A 16929-nucleotide genomic window follows, 5' to 3' on the forward strand; every position below is an offset into this window, starting at 1 on the left:
GGTCCCCCGTTTCCTCACCTCAGCCGCCGACCGGACCGCCTTCCAGAATGGCGCCCCGGATTCGCGTGACAAGGCTCTCATCCAGCAGGGGTTTCATCAGGACGTGGCGAACGCCCGCCGCCTCGGCCTTGGCCGAGATATTCTCGTCAGGATAGCCCGTGATCAGAATGACCGGCGCGGCGATATCGCGGTTGCGCAGGCGGCCGGCCAGATCGATGCCGTTCATATCGGGCATCTTGTAATCGATCACAAAACAGTCGACGTCGGTCGAGCGCACGGCGTTCAGCAGCGACGCTCCGTTCCGGAACGTGCGGACGTCAAAGCCGTCCGTTTCCAGAAGGAATCGCAGGGATCCAAGGACATCCGCGTCGTCGTCGACCACATAAACCGTTGGTTTGGCGGATGACGACATCGCGAAAGGCCGCACTTCTCTCGAGCTGGTCTGCATCATAATCGAGCCAGACTAGCAGCGAAGAAGCGGGTGGGGCTTGATTTAGCTCAATCGTTCAAAAGGCCCGCGCGCATCGCAAGCCGCACCAGCTCCGAGAGGCTGTTGGCCTGCATCTTTGTCATGACGTTGGCCCGGTAAACCTCGATGGTGCGGGGGCTGATGTCGTAGTCGCGGGCGATCAGCTTGTTGGAAAGTCCGGCGATCAGCCCATTCATGACCTGGCGCTCGCGCGGGCTGAGCGAAGCGACCCGGGCCGCGATGTCCTGGGTCAGCGCCTCGCTCCTTGCGGCCGGCTCCGCCTGCTGGATGGCCGTTGCGATCATGCCGATCAGGCGCTCATCCTCGAACGGCTTTTCCAGGAAATCGACCGCGCCCAGTTTCATGGCCTCGACGGCAAGCGCGACGTCGCCGTGTCCGGTCATGATCACGATCGGAAATGTACAATGGTCCGCCTTCATGCGCTTCAAAAGCTCGATTCCGTCGAGGCCGGGCATGCGCACGTCGGAAACGACGCAGCCGAACGCGAGGCCCGGCAGAGCATCCAGAAATTTCAGGGTGCTATCGAACAGCGCGACCTCGTAGCCTGCGGAATCGAGCAGGAAATTCAGTGAATCCCGCATCGCCTCGTCGTCGTCGATGACGTAGACCTTTCCCCTGTCCGGCATGAATCAACTCTCGTTCGCGGCTGACGGCAGGGTGAAGCGAAAAGTCGCACCCCCCGCAGCGTTGCTTTCGGCCCACATCCGTCCGCCATGGGCTTCGATGATCGACCGGCTGATGGAAAGCCCTACCCCCATCCCGGTCTCCTTTGTCGTAAAGAAGGTTTGAAACAGATTGGCCTTGACGTCGTCGTGGAAACCGGACCCGGTATCCGACACTTCAATCTCGATCATGTCGTCCCCGACCTTGGAATTGGAGGCAACAAGCTCTCGTCGCGGCGACTGCGCCATCGCCTCGAGCGCATTGCGGAACAGATTGACCAGCACCTGCTGGATCTGGACCCGATCCGCCAGGACCAGATCGAACTCCGGATTCAGATTGAAGCGCAGCTGGATGTTCTGCTCGCGGGCGCCCGTGAGGCCTAGCGCGCCAGCTTCCTCGATCAGTTTCGAGAGGCTTTCGACGCGCTTTTCGGATTCGCCGCGTGAAACGAAGTCGCGAAGCCGGCGGATAATCTGGCCGGCGCGAAGTGCCTGTTCGGCGGCGCGGTCCATGGCATTTTCGATCTTGGCCGCATTGGGGTCGGTGCTGCCCGAAAGCAGCCGGCGCGAACCCTTCATGTAGTTGCTGATGGCGGCGAGCGGCTGATTGAGCTCGTGGGCAAGCGCGGACGCCATCTCGCCCATCGCGCTCAACCGCGAAATGTGGACCAGTTCGGATTGCAATTCCTGGAGCCGCGCCTGGGTTTGCTGATGCTCGGTCAGATCGCGCACGAACCCGGTGAAATAAGGCTCGCCGCCCGATTGCATCTCGCCGATCGACAGGTGCATCGGAAACGTCGTCCCATCCCTGCGCTTGCCGGTCACGATCCGTCCGATGCCGATGATGTGCCGTTCGCCGGTCGATCGGTAGCGTGCCAGATAGCCGTCGTGGCGTGCCTGGTCCGGCATCGGCATCAGCTCGCTCACGTTCCTGCCGATCGCTTCCTGTTCGGAGTAACCAAACAGCCGTTCGGCCGCCATGCTGAAGAATTGTATGACGCCATAGCCATTGATCACGATCATGGCGTCCGGCACCGTGTCGAGGATCGAGCGCAGATGGCTCTCGCGCGTTCTCAGCGCATCCTCGATGTGCTTTTCCTCGTCGATATCGAGAACGATGCCGCTGAGATGGCGTGGCACCCCAGCTTCGTCCCTGATCAGGCCGCCGCGGGCGCGAATCCATTGTCCCGGTTTGTGCCTCGCGCCAACCCTGAAGGAGACGTCGAGATTGCCGCCGGTCTCGGCGACTTTACGGATGGCCAGGTCCGTCCCCCGGCGATCCTCCGATTCGAGCAGGGACAGAAACAGTTCGTAGGATACCGGCTGTTCGCGGGTGATGCCAAACAGGCTTCGCGTGGTAGCCGACCACTCCAGCTCTCGCGTGGAAAGATCGAGATCCCAGGTTCCGACGCCGAATCCCTCCATCTGGAGTTGAAAATGCTCTTTTGACGACGATTGGGTGATGCCGGTCACGCCTAAGCTTTCAATTCCCTTTCCCGGCGTCCGCCAGAGCGGCTCCGGCGAACTGCAGGCCAATCGATCCTACACCAGATTGCCGTCCGAAAAGCCCCATGGAGCCCAAACTTTGGTGCTGGATTCACAATTTCGTTGCACTTAGGCATGGACAGAAACATATGGACCGGAAACGCTTGGCCTGGATGGAGTGTCCCCGGCTCGATTTGCGGCCTCGCGCCAGCCGGGCAGTGGCCTTGCGAATTGCGCAGAGAGTTGCCGCCACTTTGATCTATCTCATCCTGCCCTTCGATTCCGTGCCTAAAAATAGCTCCATGCAATGGAGATTTTCAGATGACATACGCGACCGTCATGGTCAGCCTGGCGCTTGATCAGTCGAACGCGGCGCGTCTCGAAGCGGCGGGGGAACTCGCCGAACGGTTTGATGCCGCCATCGTCGGCATCGCGGCGTCGCAGTTCAGCCCACCCCTTTATTTCACGTCGGGCGAACTGGCCCAGGACCCGATCGACGAGGGACGGGCCTCGATCAAAAAGCGCATCGGGGAGTTGGAAGTCCAGTTTCGTCAAACCGTAAAAAATCGGGCCACGCATGTCGAATGGCGGAGCGCCATCGATTTCCCGGCACGCTATATCCTGCCCGAAGCGCGTTGCGCCGACATTATCGTCAGCGGCGCGGACCCGCGCGCGCTGTCGGACCCTCTGGCGCAGGCGAGCTCGAAGGATCTGGTGATGCAGGCCGGTCGGCCGCTGCTCATCGTTCCCGATTCTGCCAATTGGCTCGACTTGCGAAGCGTGCTGGTGGCCTGGAAGGACACGACGGAGGCGAGACGGGCGGTCGCCGATGCGTTGCCCATGCTGCGCAAGGCCAAGAACGTCACCATCGCCGAAATCCTCGAGAATGAAGACAGCCGATCGGCCGCCGCATCGCGGGTGCGCGATGTCGCGGCGTGGCTGTCGCGTCACGGCGTTTCCGCCTCCGAGCTCCTCGCGGAGAAGGATGAGGACCGCGGCGCTACCGCGCAGCTGGACGGAATTGCGGCCGACCTCGGGGCCGGACTCATTGTCGCCGGCGCCTATGGTCATTCGCGCTTCCGCGAATTGATACTCGGCGGCATGACGCAGCATCTCATCACGCAACCCGCGCGCTGCGTGTTGCTGTCGCACTAGAAGCTAACGCCTTCAACCTCGGAATCGATCGGATCGCGCCTTGGCCCTGTACAAATTCCTCGAACAGACCGTTGCCGGCTATATGACGCGCGCAGCCAAGACTGTGACGCGCGAACGAACGGTCCGCGAGCTCAGCGACATGTTCGAACGGGACGATTTCAACTCGTATCCGGTCGAAGAAGACGGGCAGGTGATCGGAATCGTCACCAAGTTCGACATCCTGAAGTGCTTCATCTTTACGCCGAGCCAGATGGTTCCGCCCTACGAGCAGTTGATGAGCCGGACCGTCGGCGACGTCATGACCTCGGAATTCATCTATGTCCGGACCGACACGAAACTGACCCGGGTGCTGCAGCTCATGGTCGATCACCGCATCAGGAGCGTGCCGGCAATCGACGATGAGCATCGGCTGGCCGGGATCATCGCGCGCAGGGATGTGCTCAAGGCGCTCGCGGATTGTTCCGGCGGCTGAAGCTCCCGCAGATCCAGGGCCGTGGTTTTTTCAGTTCAGCATCGTTCTCGAACGCGCTTCGCGCCCGCCGCGTCGCGCACAGGAGAGCGTGATGGAAGTGATGGTCATTCTGGTGCCGCTGGCGCTCGGACTGGGGCTCGTCGGCCTGCTCGGATTCCTCTGGTCGCTCAACAGCGGGCAGTATGACCATCTCGAGGGCGCGGCCTGGCGCGCCATTGCCGATGACGAGCAGAAGAAGCCGGCGGAGTGAGGCGGTGTACCGCCGCTCAAAGAGATAGCGCCTTGCGGTAGAGCGCGTTGTAGCAGGCCGCCGAAATGTCCCAGCTGAACGATCGCGACATCGCGCTGCGGCGCATGGAGTAGAGGCGATCCTTCGCCATGAAGGTCGCGAAGGCGCGCCTGACCCCGCCGAGGAAGGATTCGGTCGACGGCCGGTCGAACAGGAAGCCGGTTTCGCCGTCGGTGATGGTTTCCGCCAGTCCGCCGGTCTGGTGACCGATCGGCAGCGAACCGAACTTCTGTGCATACATCTGGCTCAGCCCGCAAGGCTCGAAGCGCGACGGCATCAGGGTAAAGTCGCTGCCGGCGAAAATCCGCCGCGCCTGACCGTCATGGAAACCGATGGCCACCCCGATCGCATCCGGCCGGCGGCGATGCGCGTCGACCAGCGCCTGCTCGATGTCGGGTTCGCCGCTGCCGGTCACGATGATCTGTCCTCCGGACTCAATGATCTCGTCGGCGGCGGCCAGGACCAGATCGACGCCCTTCTGGTGAACCAGGCGCGCCACCAGGCCAAAGATCGGACCGCGCGACAGCGCCAGCCCGAACTGCTGGCGGACATAATCGGAGTTCGCCTGCTTGCCTTCCCAGTCGCCCGGCGCGAACGGCTGCGCCAGTTGCGCGCAGAGCCGCGGATCCCAACTCTCGTCGATGCCGTTCAGTATCCCCGTCAACTGAGCTGCATCGGAGCGGCGGCGGAGCAGGCCCTCCAGGCCGCAGCCGAGTTCGGGCGTGGTGATCTCCCTGGCGTAGGTCTCGCTGACCGTGGTCAGATGCGAGGCGTAGATCAGGCCGCCTTTGAGGAAGGATAATTTATCGTAAAACTCGAGGCCCTCGATATGGAAGGAGTCCTCCGGCGCGCCGATCCGCCGCAGCGACTCCTTGGGAAACAGGCCCTGATAGGCGAGGTTGTGGATGGTCAGGATGGTGGGAATCCTGATCTTGTTCCAGGCGAGATAGGCCGGCACGAGCGCGGCCTGCCAATCATTGACGTGAACCAGGTCCGCTGCCCAGTTCTTGTCCAGACTGCCTGCGGCAAGCTCAGCCGCGACCGAGGCAAATCGTCCGAAGCGGATATCGTTGTCCGGCCAGTCGCGGCCGGACGTGTCGCCATAGGGGTTGCCTGGGCGATCATAGAGCTGCGGACAGAGAAGAACGTAGACGGGCAGGCCGTCTTTGGTCGCCGCCAATCCAAGCGTGCAGGCGGGCATTTCCGCCATCGCCGGGCACCGGCCAACGATTTGAATATGCGTGAATTGTTCGACGACGTCGCGATAGCCCGGCAGCAGGATCCTGACGTCGGCCCAGAGCCGCAGTGCCCGGGGCAAGGCCGCCGAAACGGCAGCGAGCCCGCCCACGCGGACAAAGTCGTCCATCTCGGTTGTGACGAACAGAACTCTCAAACAGCCCTCTCGTGGCCCGCTCTGACGTAAATTAATGCAAGAACGATTCCAGTTTCTCTTCTGGGTTGAAGTTGGGATCGGGCCTGGCCTTCGCCAGAGTCTTCAAGGTTCGTTGGGAAACGCTTCCCCCGTCGAGCCGCGCCATTTAGGGTCTTGCCGCGGCCCGAGGCGTGCGCGGCCGGAGGGAGTTCTCGATCGATGACGATAGCGGCAAACGATGAGGCTAATTTGACAAAGAGCTTCGCGGGTCTTCGCGTGTTGGATTTTTCAACCACGATCGCCGGTCCGCATTGTACCCGGATGCTCGCGGACATGGGCGCGGAGGTGATCAAGATCGAACAGGCCGAAGGCGAGACGATGCGGACCCGCCCGCCGGTCCGTAACGGCTGCTCCACCGTGTTCGGTCAGCTCAATGTCGGCAAGAAGAGCTTCGTTCTCGATCTGAAATCGCCAAACGCGATCGAAATCGTCCGCCGGCTGGTCGCAACCGCCGATGTCCTGGTCGAGAATTTCCGCCCCGGCGTGATGCGCCGGTTGAAGCTGGACTATGGATCGCTCAACGAGCTCAATCCGAAACTGATCTATTGTTCGATCTCCGGCTACGGCCAGACCGGGCCGTCGGCGGAGCTGCCGGCCTATGCGCCGGTCATCCATGCCGCTTCCGGCTACGAGATGGCGCATCTGGCCTATCAGCCCGGGCGATCCCGCCCGGATTACTGCGGCATCTATCACGCCGACGTTCTCACCGGCGTCTATGCGTTCGGCGCCATTTCGGCGGCGCTGTATCAGCGTCACGGCACCCGGAAAGGCCAGCACATCGACGTCTCGATGCTGGAATCGATGCTCAGCCTGACCTTGAACGAATTGCAGTGGTCGCAATTCGAAGTGAAGCCGAGCCAGCGGCCGCTGTTCGGCCCCGTCGAGACCGCAGACGGATATGTGATGCTGGCGGTCGCCAGCGAGAAGACGTTCCAGAGCCTGACCTTGGTGGTCGGTCATCCCGAATGGGTCTCCGATCCGCGCTTTGCCAAATATTCCGACCGCCGCGATCACTGGGGAGATCTGATGAGCGGCGTCGAGGCGTGGTCGCGCACGCTGACGACGGAAAAATGCCTCACCGCGTTGAACGGTCATGGCGTTCCCTGTTCCGCCTATCGCACGGTAGCCGAAGCACTGAACGATCCGCAGATCGTCCATCGCGGCGCGTTGTCCGAGGTCAGGGATGGCGGCGGCACGTTCAAGGTCTTGAACCTGCCGTTCCGCATGTCCGGCACCACCGTGTCCGCGGCAAAGCGGATGTCGACCTTGGGCGAGCACACCGTTGCGCTGCTGAGGGAGGCCGGCCTTTCGGAGGACGAAATCGCCGCCTTCTCCGGCAAGCCGCTGGCGGCGGAACTGCGCTGACGGCAAGCGCGCGTCGCATCCTCTGCGGCTTTTCATCCGGCATACGCTTCTCGGCCTTGCGGCGGTCAATGTTTCCGGCCAAGCTCGCCAACAGTTAGAGCGATCCGGAATACCGGACGTAGCGCTCTGGGAGGAGATGGCATGACCGCGGCGATCGGTGCGCGCAAGCTCGCGCAAATATTCCTTGGTGCGGCATTTGGCGCGGCCATGTTGGCAGGTGCGGCGCACGCGCAGAAGCCGGGCGGCAGCATCACCGTCGGCCTCGAGTTCGATATTCCCGGTTTCGATCCCTTGAAGGTCGGCGTTTACGACACCTCGACCGAAACCGCCGCGGCGGCGATTTTCGACACGCTCACAACCCTCGACGACAAGGGAGACGCGCAACCGAAGCTTGCGCTGTCCTGGGCGCATTCCGATGATTTCAAGACCTGGACCTTCAAGCTGCGGCCCGGCGTCAAGTTCCAGGACGGCACGCCGTTCAACGCCGAAGCGGTGAAAGCCAATTTCGACCGCCAAAAGGATCCGGCCAATAAATGCCGCTGCGCCTTCTACATCGCCTACATCCACGACGTGCAGGCGCCGGACGAACTGACGGCGGTCTACAATCTGAGCGATCCAGCGGCGAACTTGCCGGCGGTATTCACCCTGCAGAGTTCGAACAATGTCATTCATTCGCCGACGGCGTGGAAGACCAAGGGCGACGACTACAATCGCAATCCCGTCGGTACCGGACCGTATGTCCTCAAATCCTGGACCGCGGGCGACCGTATGGTTCTCGAAAAGAATCCGGACTACTGGGACAAGGGACATGTTTATCTCGACCGGATCGTTCTGAAGCCGCTGCCGGACGCGCAGTCGCGCTTCGCCAGCCTGCAATCGGGCGAGGCGGATATCATCTGGGACGACGAGGTCGACGCCGACAATATCCAGAAGGCGCAAAAGGACCCCAAGATGACGGTCCACACCTATGCGGGCTCCGGCGCTGCGGTCTATGCCTTCAACACCAAGGCCGCGCCGTTCGACGATGTGCGGGTGCGCCAGGCGCTGGTGATGGCGATCGACCGCAACAAGATGTCGCAGGCCCTGACCAATGGGCTCAGCCGGCCGGCCTCCAACCCCTACGGCGAGGGCTCCTGGGTCAAATGCAAGGACGACGGTGCGCTTCCCAGCGACGTCGAGAAGGCCAAGGCGCTGATCAAGGATTACGGCAAGCCGGTGGACTTCAAGATGATCGTCACCGCGACACCGCGCGGACGTAACACCGGCCAGATCCTGCAGCAGTTCTGGAAGCGGGTCGGCGCCAACATGGAGATCGAGCAGATCGACCAGGCCACCGTCGTGCCGCGCGCCTTCATGCGGCAGTTCCAGCTGACGCCGTGGCGGATCGTCGATCTCGCCGACCCGGATCCGCAGATGTATGCGAATTTCCACACCGGCAGCCCGGTCGCGCTCGCCAATTATTCGAGCCCGGAGCTCGATCACCTGCTCGAGCATGCGCGCACCACCGCCGACATCGCCGCGCGTACCGAGGATTATTGTGCGATCAGCCGGCTGATCAATCAGGAGGCGATCTGGTTCTGGACCTTCCAGAATACCTACTACGCGATATCGAGCGCCAAGCTGAAGGACCTGCCGAAGATCTACGGCGGCGTGATCGACGTTTCCAACGTCTGGATGGAATAGCGGCCGATGCTGGGCTTCGTCGCTCGCAGGCTGCTGTACCTTCTGCCGGTTCTGGTTGCGGTATCGCTGCTGACATTCCTGATCGCTTCGCTGTTGCCGGGCGATCTCGCTCACGTGATCCTGGGCGATCAGGCGACACCGGAGAAGGTGGCGGCGCTGCGCCATGACATGGGGCTCGATCAGCCGATCTGGTGGCGTTATCTGAGCTGGCTCGGCCATGTCCTGGAAGGCGATTTCGGCCGCTCGTTCCGCACCGGACAGACCGTACTGCAGGCCGTGTCCGAGCGGCTGCCGGTGTCGCTCGAACTGATGTTCTTTGCCGAGTTCTTTGGTCTTGCCATCGGCGTACCCGTCGCGATCGCCTGCGCGGTGCGCAGCGGCAGTGCCTTCGACCGCTTCATGACCGGCAGCGCGTTCGGCATGCTGTCGGTGCCGACTTTCCTGTCCGCGATTCTCCTGATCTATCTGTTCGCGGTCGAGCTGCGCTGGCTGCCGGCGACCGGCTACGTGCCGTTCGGCGAAGACCCGGTTGCGAATTTGCGTTTCATCGTACTGCCGGCGCTGACGCTGGCGCTCGCGGAATGGCCGGGGATCATGCGCGTGCTGCGGTCCGACATGATCGCGACCTTGCAGGAAGACTACATCGCGCTCGCCAAGGCCAAGGGATTGAAGGCCTCGCGCATCCTGTTCGTGCATGCCCTGAAACCCTCGTCGCTGACGCTGATCACCATCACCGGGATCAACATCGGCCGTCTGATCGGCGGCACGCTGATCGTGGAGACGATTTTCGCGCTGCCGGGGATCGGCCGGCTTCTGGTTGCTGCGATCTACACCCGCGACCTCATCATTTTGCAGGGCGTGGTGCTGGTCGTGGCCGGCGGGTTCGTCATGATGAATTTCGTCGTCGACATGCTCTATGCCGTTCTCGATCCCAGGATCCGCCATGGCCACGCTTGAACTTGGCATCAACGAGGGCGGCGTCGTCAGCCCGGCAGGGCGGACGCGCCGGCTGGGGCCGCTGTTCTGGGCGGCGGTCGGCTGGACGGTTGTCATTCTGGCCGCCGCCGCGCTCGCCGACGTTTTGCCGCTGCCCAGTCCGACCGACATGGATATGCTTGAGCGCCGGGCGCCGATGTCATGGGAGCACTGGCTCGGCACCGATGGCCTCGGACGGGACGAACTGGCGCGACTGATCCAAGGGGCGCGGGTCTCGCTGACGGTGGGCCTTTGCGCGCCGGTGATCGGGGTCGCGATCGGCGGCGCGCTCGGCATGCTGGCCGGCTACTTCCGAGGCCGGTTCGAATCCCTTGTCGTGGGCAGCATGGACGTATTGCTGGCGTTTCCGCCGCTGATCCTGGCGCTGGCGGTGACCGCCTATCTCGGACAGTCATTGTTGAATCTCACCTGCATTCTCGGCGTGCTCGGCATTCCCGCGTTCATGCGCGTCGCGCGCGCGGCAACGCTGACGCTGGCGCGGCGCGAATTCGTGATCGCTGCGCAGGCGCTGGGCGCCACTCATGCCCGCATCCTGCTGCGCGAACTGCTGCCCAATGTGTTGCTGCCGCTGCTTGCCTTCTTTCTGCTGGGGGTTGCCGTCACCATCGTCGCCGAAGGCGCGCTGTCGTTCCTGGGGCTCGGGGTGCCGCCGCCGGTATCGAGCTGGGGCAGCATGATCGGGGAGGGCCGCGAGAGCCTGGAAATTGCCCCTCGGCTCGCCTTCATTCCCGCGATCGCGATGTTCCTGACCGTGCTTTCGTTCAATTTGATAGGCGACAGCTTGAGGGCGCTCACCGATCCGAGGCAGGGCGCGCTGTGACCGGACCGGCATTGCTTTCCGTCGAGGATGTCTCGGTTGATCTGCCGACCCCGCGGGGCAATCTCCGCGCAGTCGATCATGTCGACCTGACCGTCGGCGCCGGCCGCACCCTGGGCATCGTCGGCGAATCCGGCTGCGGCAAGACCATGCTCTCGCGCGCGGTCCTGCAGCTGCTGCCGAAAAAGGCAAAATTGTCGGGGCGGGTGATGTTCGACGGGCAGGATCTCGTGCGGCTCGATCGCGAACGCCTGCGCAGGCTGCGCGGCCGCTCGCTCGCGGTCGTGTTCCAGGATCCGATGACCTCGCTCAATCCGGTGCTGACCATCGGCACCCAGTTGATTGAAACGCTGCAGGAGCATCTCGAGCTCGACGGTGCGTCGGCGAAGCGGCGCAGCACGGAATTGCTGGCGGCGGTAGGCATTCCCGCGCCCGAGCAGCGGCTCGCGCAATATCCGCATCAACTGTCGGGCGGCATGCGACAGCGGGTGGCGATCGCGATTGCGCTGTCCTGCGAACCGAAACTGCTGATCGCCGACGAGCCGACCACGGCGCTCGACGTCACCATTCAGGCCCAGATCCTCGATCTCCTGGCGCGAGAGCAGCGCCGGCGTCATATGGCAATGATCATCATCACCCATGATCTCGGCGTCGTCGCCGGCCGCACCGACGAAGCCGCGGTGATGTATGCCGGCCGCCTCGTGGAACGGGCGCCGACGCCGTTGCTGTTCAAGAACATGCATATGCCCTATACGCAAGCGCTGCTGGCGGCGATCCCCAGGATTGACGCCGCCCCGCATACGCCGCTGCCGGCGATCTCCGGTCGCCCGCCCGATCCGACCCGGCCGCTGCAAGGCTGCTCGTTTGCGCCGCGCTGCCGCTTTGCGGCCGGGCTGTGTCATCGCGAAAAGCCCCTGCTGACGGCGGCGGAATCCCCCGTGCACCAATTTGCCTGCTTCCATCCGATTCTGGCGCCGGTCAGGGTGGGCGGATGAAGCAGGATGTTCGTCCATCCCCTTCGCGCGATCCGTTCCTGAGCGTGCAAAACCTCGTCGTCGAGTATGCCGTCGGCGGCAAGACCATCCACGCGGTGTCCGACGTCAGCCTCGAGGTGGCGCGCGGCGAGACGCTGGGTCTGGTCGGCGAGTCCGGCTGCGGCAAGTCCACGCTCGGCCGCGCGGTGCTGCAATTGCGCCGGGCGGAATCGGGGCGGGTGCTGTTCGACGGCCACGACCTCACGGCGATGCGCGGCGACGCCTTGCGGAAGATGCGCCAGCGCGTCCAGCTGATCTTCCAGGACCCGATCGCCTCGCTCAATCCGCGGCGGCGGATCGGCGATATCGTCGCCGAGCCGCTGGTCATCGCCGGCGTCGGCGATGCCGGGAAACGCCAGGAACTGGTCCGCGAGGTCTTGAGCGCCGTCGGTCTCGACCCCTCGCTGGTGATGGGGCGGCTGGCGCATGAATTTTCCGGTGGTCAATGCCAGCGTATCTGCATTGCGCGCGCGCTGGTCCTCAACCCCGAATTTGTCATCTGCGACGAGCCGGTGTCGGCGCTCGACGTTTCGATCCGGGCGCAAATTCTCAATCTCTTGGAGGACATGAAGGCGCGCTTCGGGCTGACGCTGCTGTTCATTGCCCACGATCTCGCGGTCGTGAAGGCGGTGAGCGACCGGGTCGCGGTAATGTATCTCGGCCGGCTGTGCGAGGTCGGCCCGTCCGGGCAGGTGTTTGCCCATCCCGCGCATCCCTATACCGCGCTGCTGATCGAGGCGATTCCGGTGCCGGATCCGGACGTGCGGCCCGCCGAAAGCGTGGCAGTCGGCGAGCCGCCGTCGCCGATGTCGCCGCCGTCGGGCTGCCGCTTCCGCACCCGCTGCCCCCGCGCCGACCAGCGCTGCAGCGACGAAGTGCCGGAACTGCGCGAGGTGGCGCCCGGCCAGTTCGCCGCCTGCCATCATCCATTGATCGCAGCCGGCTAACCCTCTAACAACTGACCCGGATTTGCGTGGCAGGGTCTGCCCAAGAGCAAGAACGACGGGAGAGAAGCGATGAAGAGTTTTATGGTTGCCGAGTTCAACGCCCCCTTGAAGGAGGTCGATCAGCCGACCCCGCAGCCGACGGGAAGCCAGGTGCTGATCAAGGTGAAGGCGGCCGGCGTCTGCCACAGCGACCTGCACATCTGGGAAGGCGGCTACGATCTCGGCCATGGCCGCAAGCCGCTCTCTTTGAAGGATCGCGGCGTATCGCTGCCGCGGACCATGGGCCATGAGTCGGTCGGCGAAATCGTGGCGTTCGGACCCGACGTCAAGGCTTCCGACACGGGCGACCTCAAGATCGGCGACGTCGCGCTGGTCTATCCCTGGATCGGCTGCGGCAAGTGCGCCACCTGCCTGGCCGGCGACGAGAACATGTGCCTGAAGCCGGCCTCGCTCGGCGTCTACTGCGACGGCGGTTATGCCGACCACATGACGGTGCCGAATCCCAGATATCTCCTGAACCTCAGGGGTCTCGATCCCGTCACCGCGGCGCCTTACGCCTGCTCGGGGGTCACCACCTACAGCGCGCTGAAGAAGGTCGAGGCCGACTTCGGCAGCCCGATCGTGATCATCGGCGCCGGCGGCCTCGGCCTGATGGCGCTGTCGCTGTTGAAGGCGATGGGCGGCAAGGGCGCCATCGTGGTCGATATCGACGCGCGCAAGCGCGAAGCCGCCGAGCAGGCCGGCGCGCTTGCGACCGTCGACGGCGGCGCCGCCGACGCGCTCGAGCAGCTGGCCCAGAAAGCCGGCGGGCCGATCCGCGCGGTGATCGATCTGGTCGGCAACGCCAAGACCACGCAGCTCGGCTTCGACTGCCTCAGCAAGGGCGGCAAGCTCGTCATCGTCGGCCTGTTCGGCGGCGGCGCGACCTTCGCGCTGCCGCTGATCCCGATCAAGGCCCTCACCATCCAGGGCAGCTATGTCGGCAACCTGCGGGAGACGGAGGAACTGCTCGACCTCGTCCGCTCCAAGAAGATCGCGCCGATCCCGGTGACGCCGATGCCGCTGGCAAAAGCCAACGTGGCGCTGGTCGAGCTGCAGAAGGGCCGGCTGGTCGGCCGCGCGGTGTTGACGCCGTAGGCGTCTGTCATTCCGGGATGGTGCGTTAGCACCAGACCTCAGATGCGCAATTGCGCATCGGGGAATCTCGAGATTCCGGGTTCGATGCTTCGCTTCGCCCCGGAATGAAAGCTTCCGATGCTTCGTTCGCAATGACGTTGCACTTCATCGACTATCTCGTTGCTGCCATGAGGAAAGATTCCAATGTCCGCTAACAACGCGCTTCACATCGCCGTGCTGGCCGGGGACGGTATCGGCCCTGAAGTGATGGCTCCGGCACTTGAAGTGCTACGCAAGATCGAGGCGACCACGGACTTGAAGTTTCGCTTCACCGAGGCGCCCGCCGGCGCCAACGAATATCTCGCAACCGGCAAGTCGATGCCGGACTCCACCGTGCGGCTGTGCGACGAGGCCGATGCGATCCTGCTCGGCGCCTGCGGCCTGCCGTCGGTGCGCTACCCCGACAACACCGAGATCATGCCGCAGGTCGAATTGCGCTTCCATTTCGACCTCTATGCCGGCGTGCGGCCGGCGCGGCTCATTCCCGGTGTCCCCAGCCCGATCGTCGGTGCCGACCAGCGCGGCATCGATCTGGTCGTGATCCGGGAATCCACCGAGGGCCTGTTCGCCTCGATGGGCAAGGGCGTCGTCACCGATACCGAGGCGCGCGAAACGCTGGTCATCACGCGAAAAACCTCGGAGCGGCTGTTCGAGTTTTCCTTTCGCCTCGCCGAACGCCGCAAGGCGCGCGGACGCCTCAATGGCGGTTTAACCTGCGTCGACAAGGCCAATGTGTTCAAGGCCTTTGCGTTCTTTCGTGAGATGTTCGACGAAGCCGCCCAACGTCACCCGGATGTCAGGGCCGACCGGCTCTACGTCGATGCCTGCTCGGCGCTTCTGGTCAAACGCCCCTGGGATTTCGACGTGATGGTGATGGAGAACATGTTCGGCGACATCCTCTCCGATATGACCGCGGGGTTGATCGGCGGCATGGGCATGGCGCCGTCGGCCGATATCGGCGACACCCACGCGGTGTTCCAGCCCTGCCATGGCACCGCGCCCGACATCATGGGGCAGGGCAAGGCCAATCCGACCGGGATGATCCTGTCGGCCGCGATGATGCTGGACTGGCTCGCCGACAGGCACGGGCTGGAGCAGGCCGCCGAGGCCGGCGAGCGCATCGAGCGGGCGGTCGACAAGGCCTATGCCGAGGGGACCAAGCCGATGGAATTCGGCGGCAAGAACGGCACCGCGGATATCGCCAGGGCGGTGCTCGCAGCGCTGTAGGGGGCGGCGCTTTTTCAGGCTTCATGTACGCGGCGCGCTCCATAATCAGTCGTCATCGCCCGCGAAAGCGGGCGAACCAGTATTCTACCGGCGTCAGCGATTGAACCGCAAAGGCCGCGGCGTCTTCGCAGCGCCCTTTGCTTCATCGAGTGCGCCAAGCAGCGCTAGTACGGCGGCAAGCCCAAAATGCGCAAAGGAATTCCGGTTTGCCTCAATACTGCGGCGGAACCAGTCGAGTGCTTCGACATCGGCGTTGAGCTGCAGCTTGGCGAAGCCGATCATCATCATCCAGCGGTAAGCGTGAATATCGCGCGGAGACAGGCGAAAAGCTTCATTTACATGCGCCTCCGTCTCCGCGCTTCGGCCCATAAAATACTTGGCCCAGCCGATTTCCGCATGCGCCTCAGCCAGATTGCTATCCAGCGCCAACGCGCGCTCGAACTCGTGGATACCCTCAGCACCCCGGTTTGTAGCATTCAGCAAGGCACCCAGCGCCAGATGGCCCCAGGTATGGTTCGGCGCGAGGGATAGCGCCTTGAACAGGTTTGCCTCGGCGGCTGCGACTCGCCAGACCTTTTCGTCCGACATGTAGCTGGATCCAACGATCAAATGGATGGCCGCTGTCCAAACCATCGCGTCGACATTGTCGGGATCGAGGACCAACGCCCGTTCAAAACTCTCGTTCGCTTGCGCCAGGTAATCAGGTGTCCAACCCTTGTACAGCAGAGCTCTACCCTGGAAATACAAGTCCATTGAATTGGGGTGCGGGGATCGTTCTGATCGCGTTGCCTCTTGCACGGTGAGCTGCGCATGTAGCGTGTTGGCGAGCCGCGATACGATTTCGTCCTGCATATCGAACAAGTCGGCGATAGGTTTGTCAAAACGGTCAGCCCACAGGTGCGCGCAGGTTTCGGCGTCGATCAATTGTACATTGATCCGGAGGCGGTTGCCACCACGCTGCACCGAGCCTTCGAGCACATAGCGGACGTTCAGCTCACGTCCCAACTTCTTTACATCGACTGCCTTGCCCTTGAACGTGAAGGCGGTGTTGTGCGCAATCACGAACGCACCATTGATGCGTGACAGGTCCGTGGTCAGGCTCTCGGTCACACCATCAATGAAGTAGTCTTGCTCCGGATCGCCGCCGATATTTGCGAAGGGCAGCACCACGATGGAAAGACGCGGCGCTGAAGGGTGGATCGGCGTCACGGCGCCGCTATGCACCACTGAGCCAGGCGGCGCAACTGTGCGGCCCTCGTCTTCCTGCACTGCACCAACGAAGCGGAAACCTTTGCGCGGCAATGTTTTGATTAAGCGCTGTTTCTCGCCCGTGTCGCCGATTGCGCTCCGGAGAGCATTCAGGCGGGTCGTCAGCGCTGCATCTGAGACGATGCGACCGTTCCAAACGGCGTTGATGAGGTCGTCTTTGCTGACGACGCGCTCCCTATTTCGGATCAGGTAATCAAGCAGATCGAACACCTGGGGTGTGACAACAATCACGTCCGTTGCGCGGTGCAGTTCGCGCCTGTCGGTATCCAATGCGTAATCCTCAAAGAGAAAACGCAAGCTGCCATTCCTTCTCGGGGGGCACCTCTGAAGCCCCTGGAGCGCTGAGAATAAGCTGTCGGTGAGGAAAATGTAAGCCAGCTGTTAAGCGCGCCAACGGATGTGCTGGCAACTTCGTTTGGTGAAATAGCCC

Annotated in this window: 16 protein-coding genes; 11 read left to right on the plus strand and 5 right to left on the minus strand. The window is 63.2% G+C overall.

Going from position 1 to position 16929, the window contains the following annotated elements:
* Positions 1-19: 19 nt before the first annotated feature.
* From B5525_RS21270 to fixL, 3 genes are all read right to left on the minus strand, one after another.
* Positions 20-412, minus strand: coding sequence for a response regulator (locus B5525_RS21270; protein ID WP_244567985.1), 393 nt, complete (start codon positions 410-412; stop codon positions 20-22).
* Between the two features lie 86 nt (positions 413-498).
* Positions 499-1116: a response regulator FixJ gene (gene fixJ, locus B5525_RS21275; RefSeq protein ID WP_079567749.1), complete on the minus strand. Its 618-nt coding sequence runs from the start codon at positions 1114-1116 to the stop codon at positions 499-501.
* A 3-nt stretch (positions 1117-1119) separates the two neighbouring features.
* The gene (gene fixL / locus B5525_RS21280; RefSeq protein WP_154073859.1) at positions 1120-2577 is read right to left on the minus strand and encodes a sensor protein FixL; all 1458 of its coding nucleotides are present in this window, start codon (positions 2575-2577) and stop codon (positions 1120-1122) included.
* Between the two features lie 381 nt (positions 2578-2958).
* On the opposite strand from fixL, the gene B5525_RS21285 reads away from it, so the two are divergent.
* The 3 genes from B5525_RS21285 (at position 2959) to ccoS (ending at position 4514) form a co-directional block, all read left to right on the plus strand.
* Positions 2959-3792, plus strand: a complete 834-nt coding sequence (locus tag B5525_RS21285) for a universal stress protein (RefSeq protein WP_079567751.1) — start codon at positions 2959-2961, stop codon at positions 3790-3792.
* Between the two features lie 46 nt (positions 3793-3838).
* Entirely contained in the window at positions 3839-4264 is a 426-nt protein-coding gene (locus tag B5525_RS21290) for a CBS domain-containing protein (RefSeq protein ID WP_079573631.1), read from the plus strand.
* Between the two features lie 91 nt (positions 4265-4355).
* A complete protein-coding gene (gene ccoS, locus B5525_RS21295) occupies positions 4356-4514 on the plus strand; it encodes a cbb3-type cytochrome oxidase assembly protein CcoS (RefSeq protein ID WP_079567752.1) in 159 nt (52 codons plus the stop codon).
* Between the two features lie 16 nt (positions 4515-4530).
* Here the strand turns inward: ccoS and glgA are convergent, their stop codons facing one another.
* Complete coding sequence (gene glgA / locus B5525_RS21300; protein ID WP_425305318.1) at positions 4531-5919, minus strand: glycogen synthase GlgA; 1389 nt, start codon at positions 5917-5919, stop codon at positions 4531-4533.
* 225 nt (positions 5920-6144) lie between these two features.
* On the opposite strand from glgA, the gene B5525_RS21305 reads away from it, so the two are divergent.
* The 8 genes from B5525_RS21305 to B5525_RS21340 all read left to right on the plus strand — a co-directional run bounded on the left by B5525_RS21305 (position 6145) and on the right by B5525_RS21340 (position 15230).
* A complete protein-coding gene (locus tag B5525_RS21305; protein WP_079567754.1) occupies positions 6145-7350 on the plus strand; it encodes a CaiB/BaiF CoA transferase family protein in 1206 nt (401 codons plus the stop codon).
* Between the two features lie 141 nt (positions 7351-7491).
* Positions 7492-9033, plus strand: coding sequence for an ABC transporter substrate-binding protein (locus tag B5525_RS21310; protein WP_079567755.1), 1542 nt, complete (start codon positions 7492-7494; stop codon positions 9031-9033).
* Between the two features lie 6 nt (positions 9034-9039).
* Positions 9040-9990 carry an ABC transporter permease gene (locus B5525_RS21315; RefSeq protein WP_079567756.1) on the plus strand — a complete coding sequence of 317 codons (951 nt, stop codon included), beginning with the start codon at positions 9040-9042 and terminating at the stop codon, positions 9988-9990.
* Positions 9977-10849: an ABC transporter permease gene (locus tag B5525_RS21320; protein ID WP_079567757.1), complete on the plus strand. Its 873-nt coding sequence runs from the start codon at positions 9977-9979 to the stop codon at positions 10847-10849. Before B5525_RS21315 ends, B5525_RS21320 begins: the two co-directional genes overlap by 14 nt.
* Entirely contained in the window at positions 10846-11841 is a 996-nt protein-coding gene (locus B5525_RS21325) for an ABC transporter ATP-binding protein (protein WP_079567758.1), read from the plus strand. The genes B5525_RS21320 and B5525_RS21325 overlap by 4 nt, the downstream gene beginning before the upstream one ends.
* Positions 11838-12827 (plus strand): ABC transporter ATP-binding protein, encoded by a 990-nt coding sequence (locus B5525_RS21330; RefSeq protein ID WP_079567759.1) that lies wholly within the window; start codon positions 11838-11840, stop codon positions 12825-12827. The genes B5525_RS21325 and B5525_RS21330 overlap by 4 nt, the downstream gene beginning before the upstream one ends.
* 69 nt (positions 12828-12896) lie before the next feature.
* Positions 12897-13964 carry an alcohol dehydrogenase gene (locus tag B5525_RS21335; protein ID WP_079567760.1) on the plus strand — a complete coding sequence of 356 codons (1068 nt, stop codon included), beginning with the start codon at positions 12897-12899 and terminating at the stop codon, positions 13962-13964.
* 183 nt (positions 13965-14147) lie between these two features.
* Positions 14148-15230 (plus strand): isocitrate/isopropylmalate dehydrogenase family protein, encoded by a 1083-nt coding sequence (locus tag B5525_RS21340; protein ID WP_079567761.1) that lies wholly within the window; start codon positions 14148-14150, stop codon positions 15228-15230.
* A gap of 93 nt (positions 15231-15323) precedes the next feature.
* Here the strand turns inward: B5525_RS21340 and B5525_RS21345 are convergent, their stop codons facing one another.
* On the minus strand, positions 15324-16796 hold the full coding sequence (locus tag B5525_RS21345) for a winged helix-turn-helix domain-containing tetratricopeptide repeat protein (RefSeq protein WP_079567762.1): 1473 nt from the start codon (positions 16794-16796) through the stop codon (positions 15324-15326).
* Between the last annotated feature and the right edge of the window lie 133 nt (positions 16797-16929).

Source organism: Bradyrhizobium erythrophlei, from assembly GCF_900129505.1.
Lineage (GTDB): Bacteria > Pseudomonadota > Alphaproteobacteria > Rhizobiales > Xanthobacteraceae > Bradyrhizobium > Bradyrhizobium erythrophlei_D.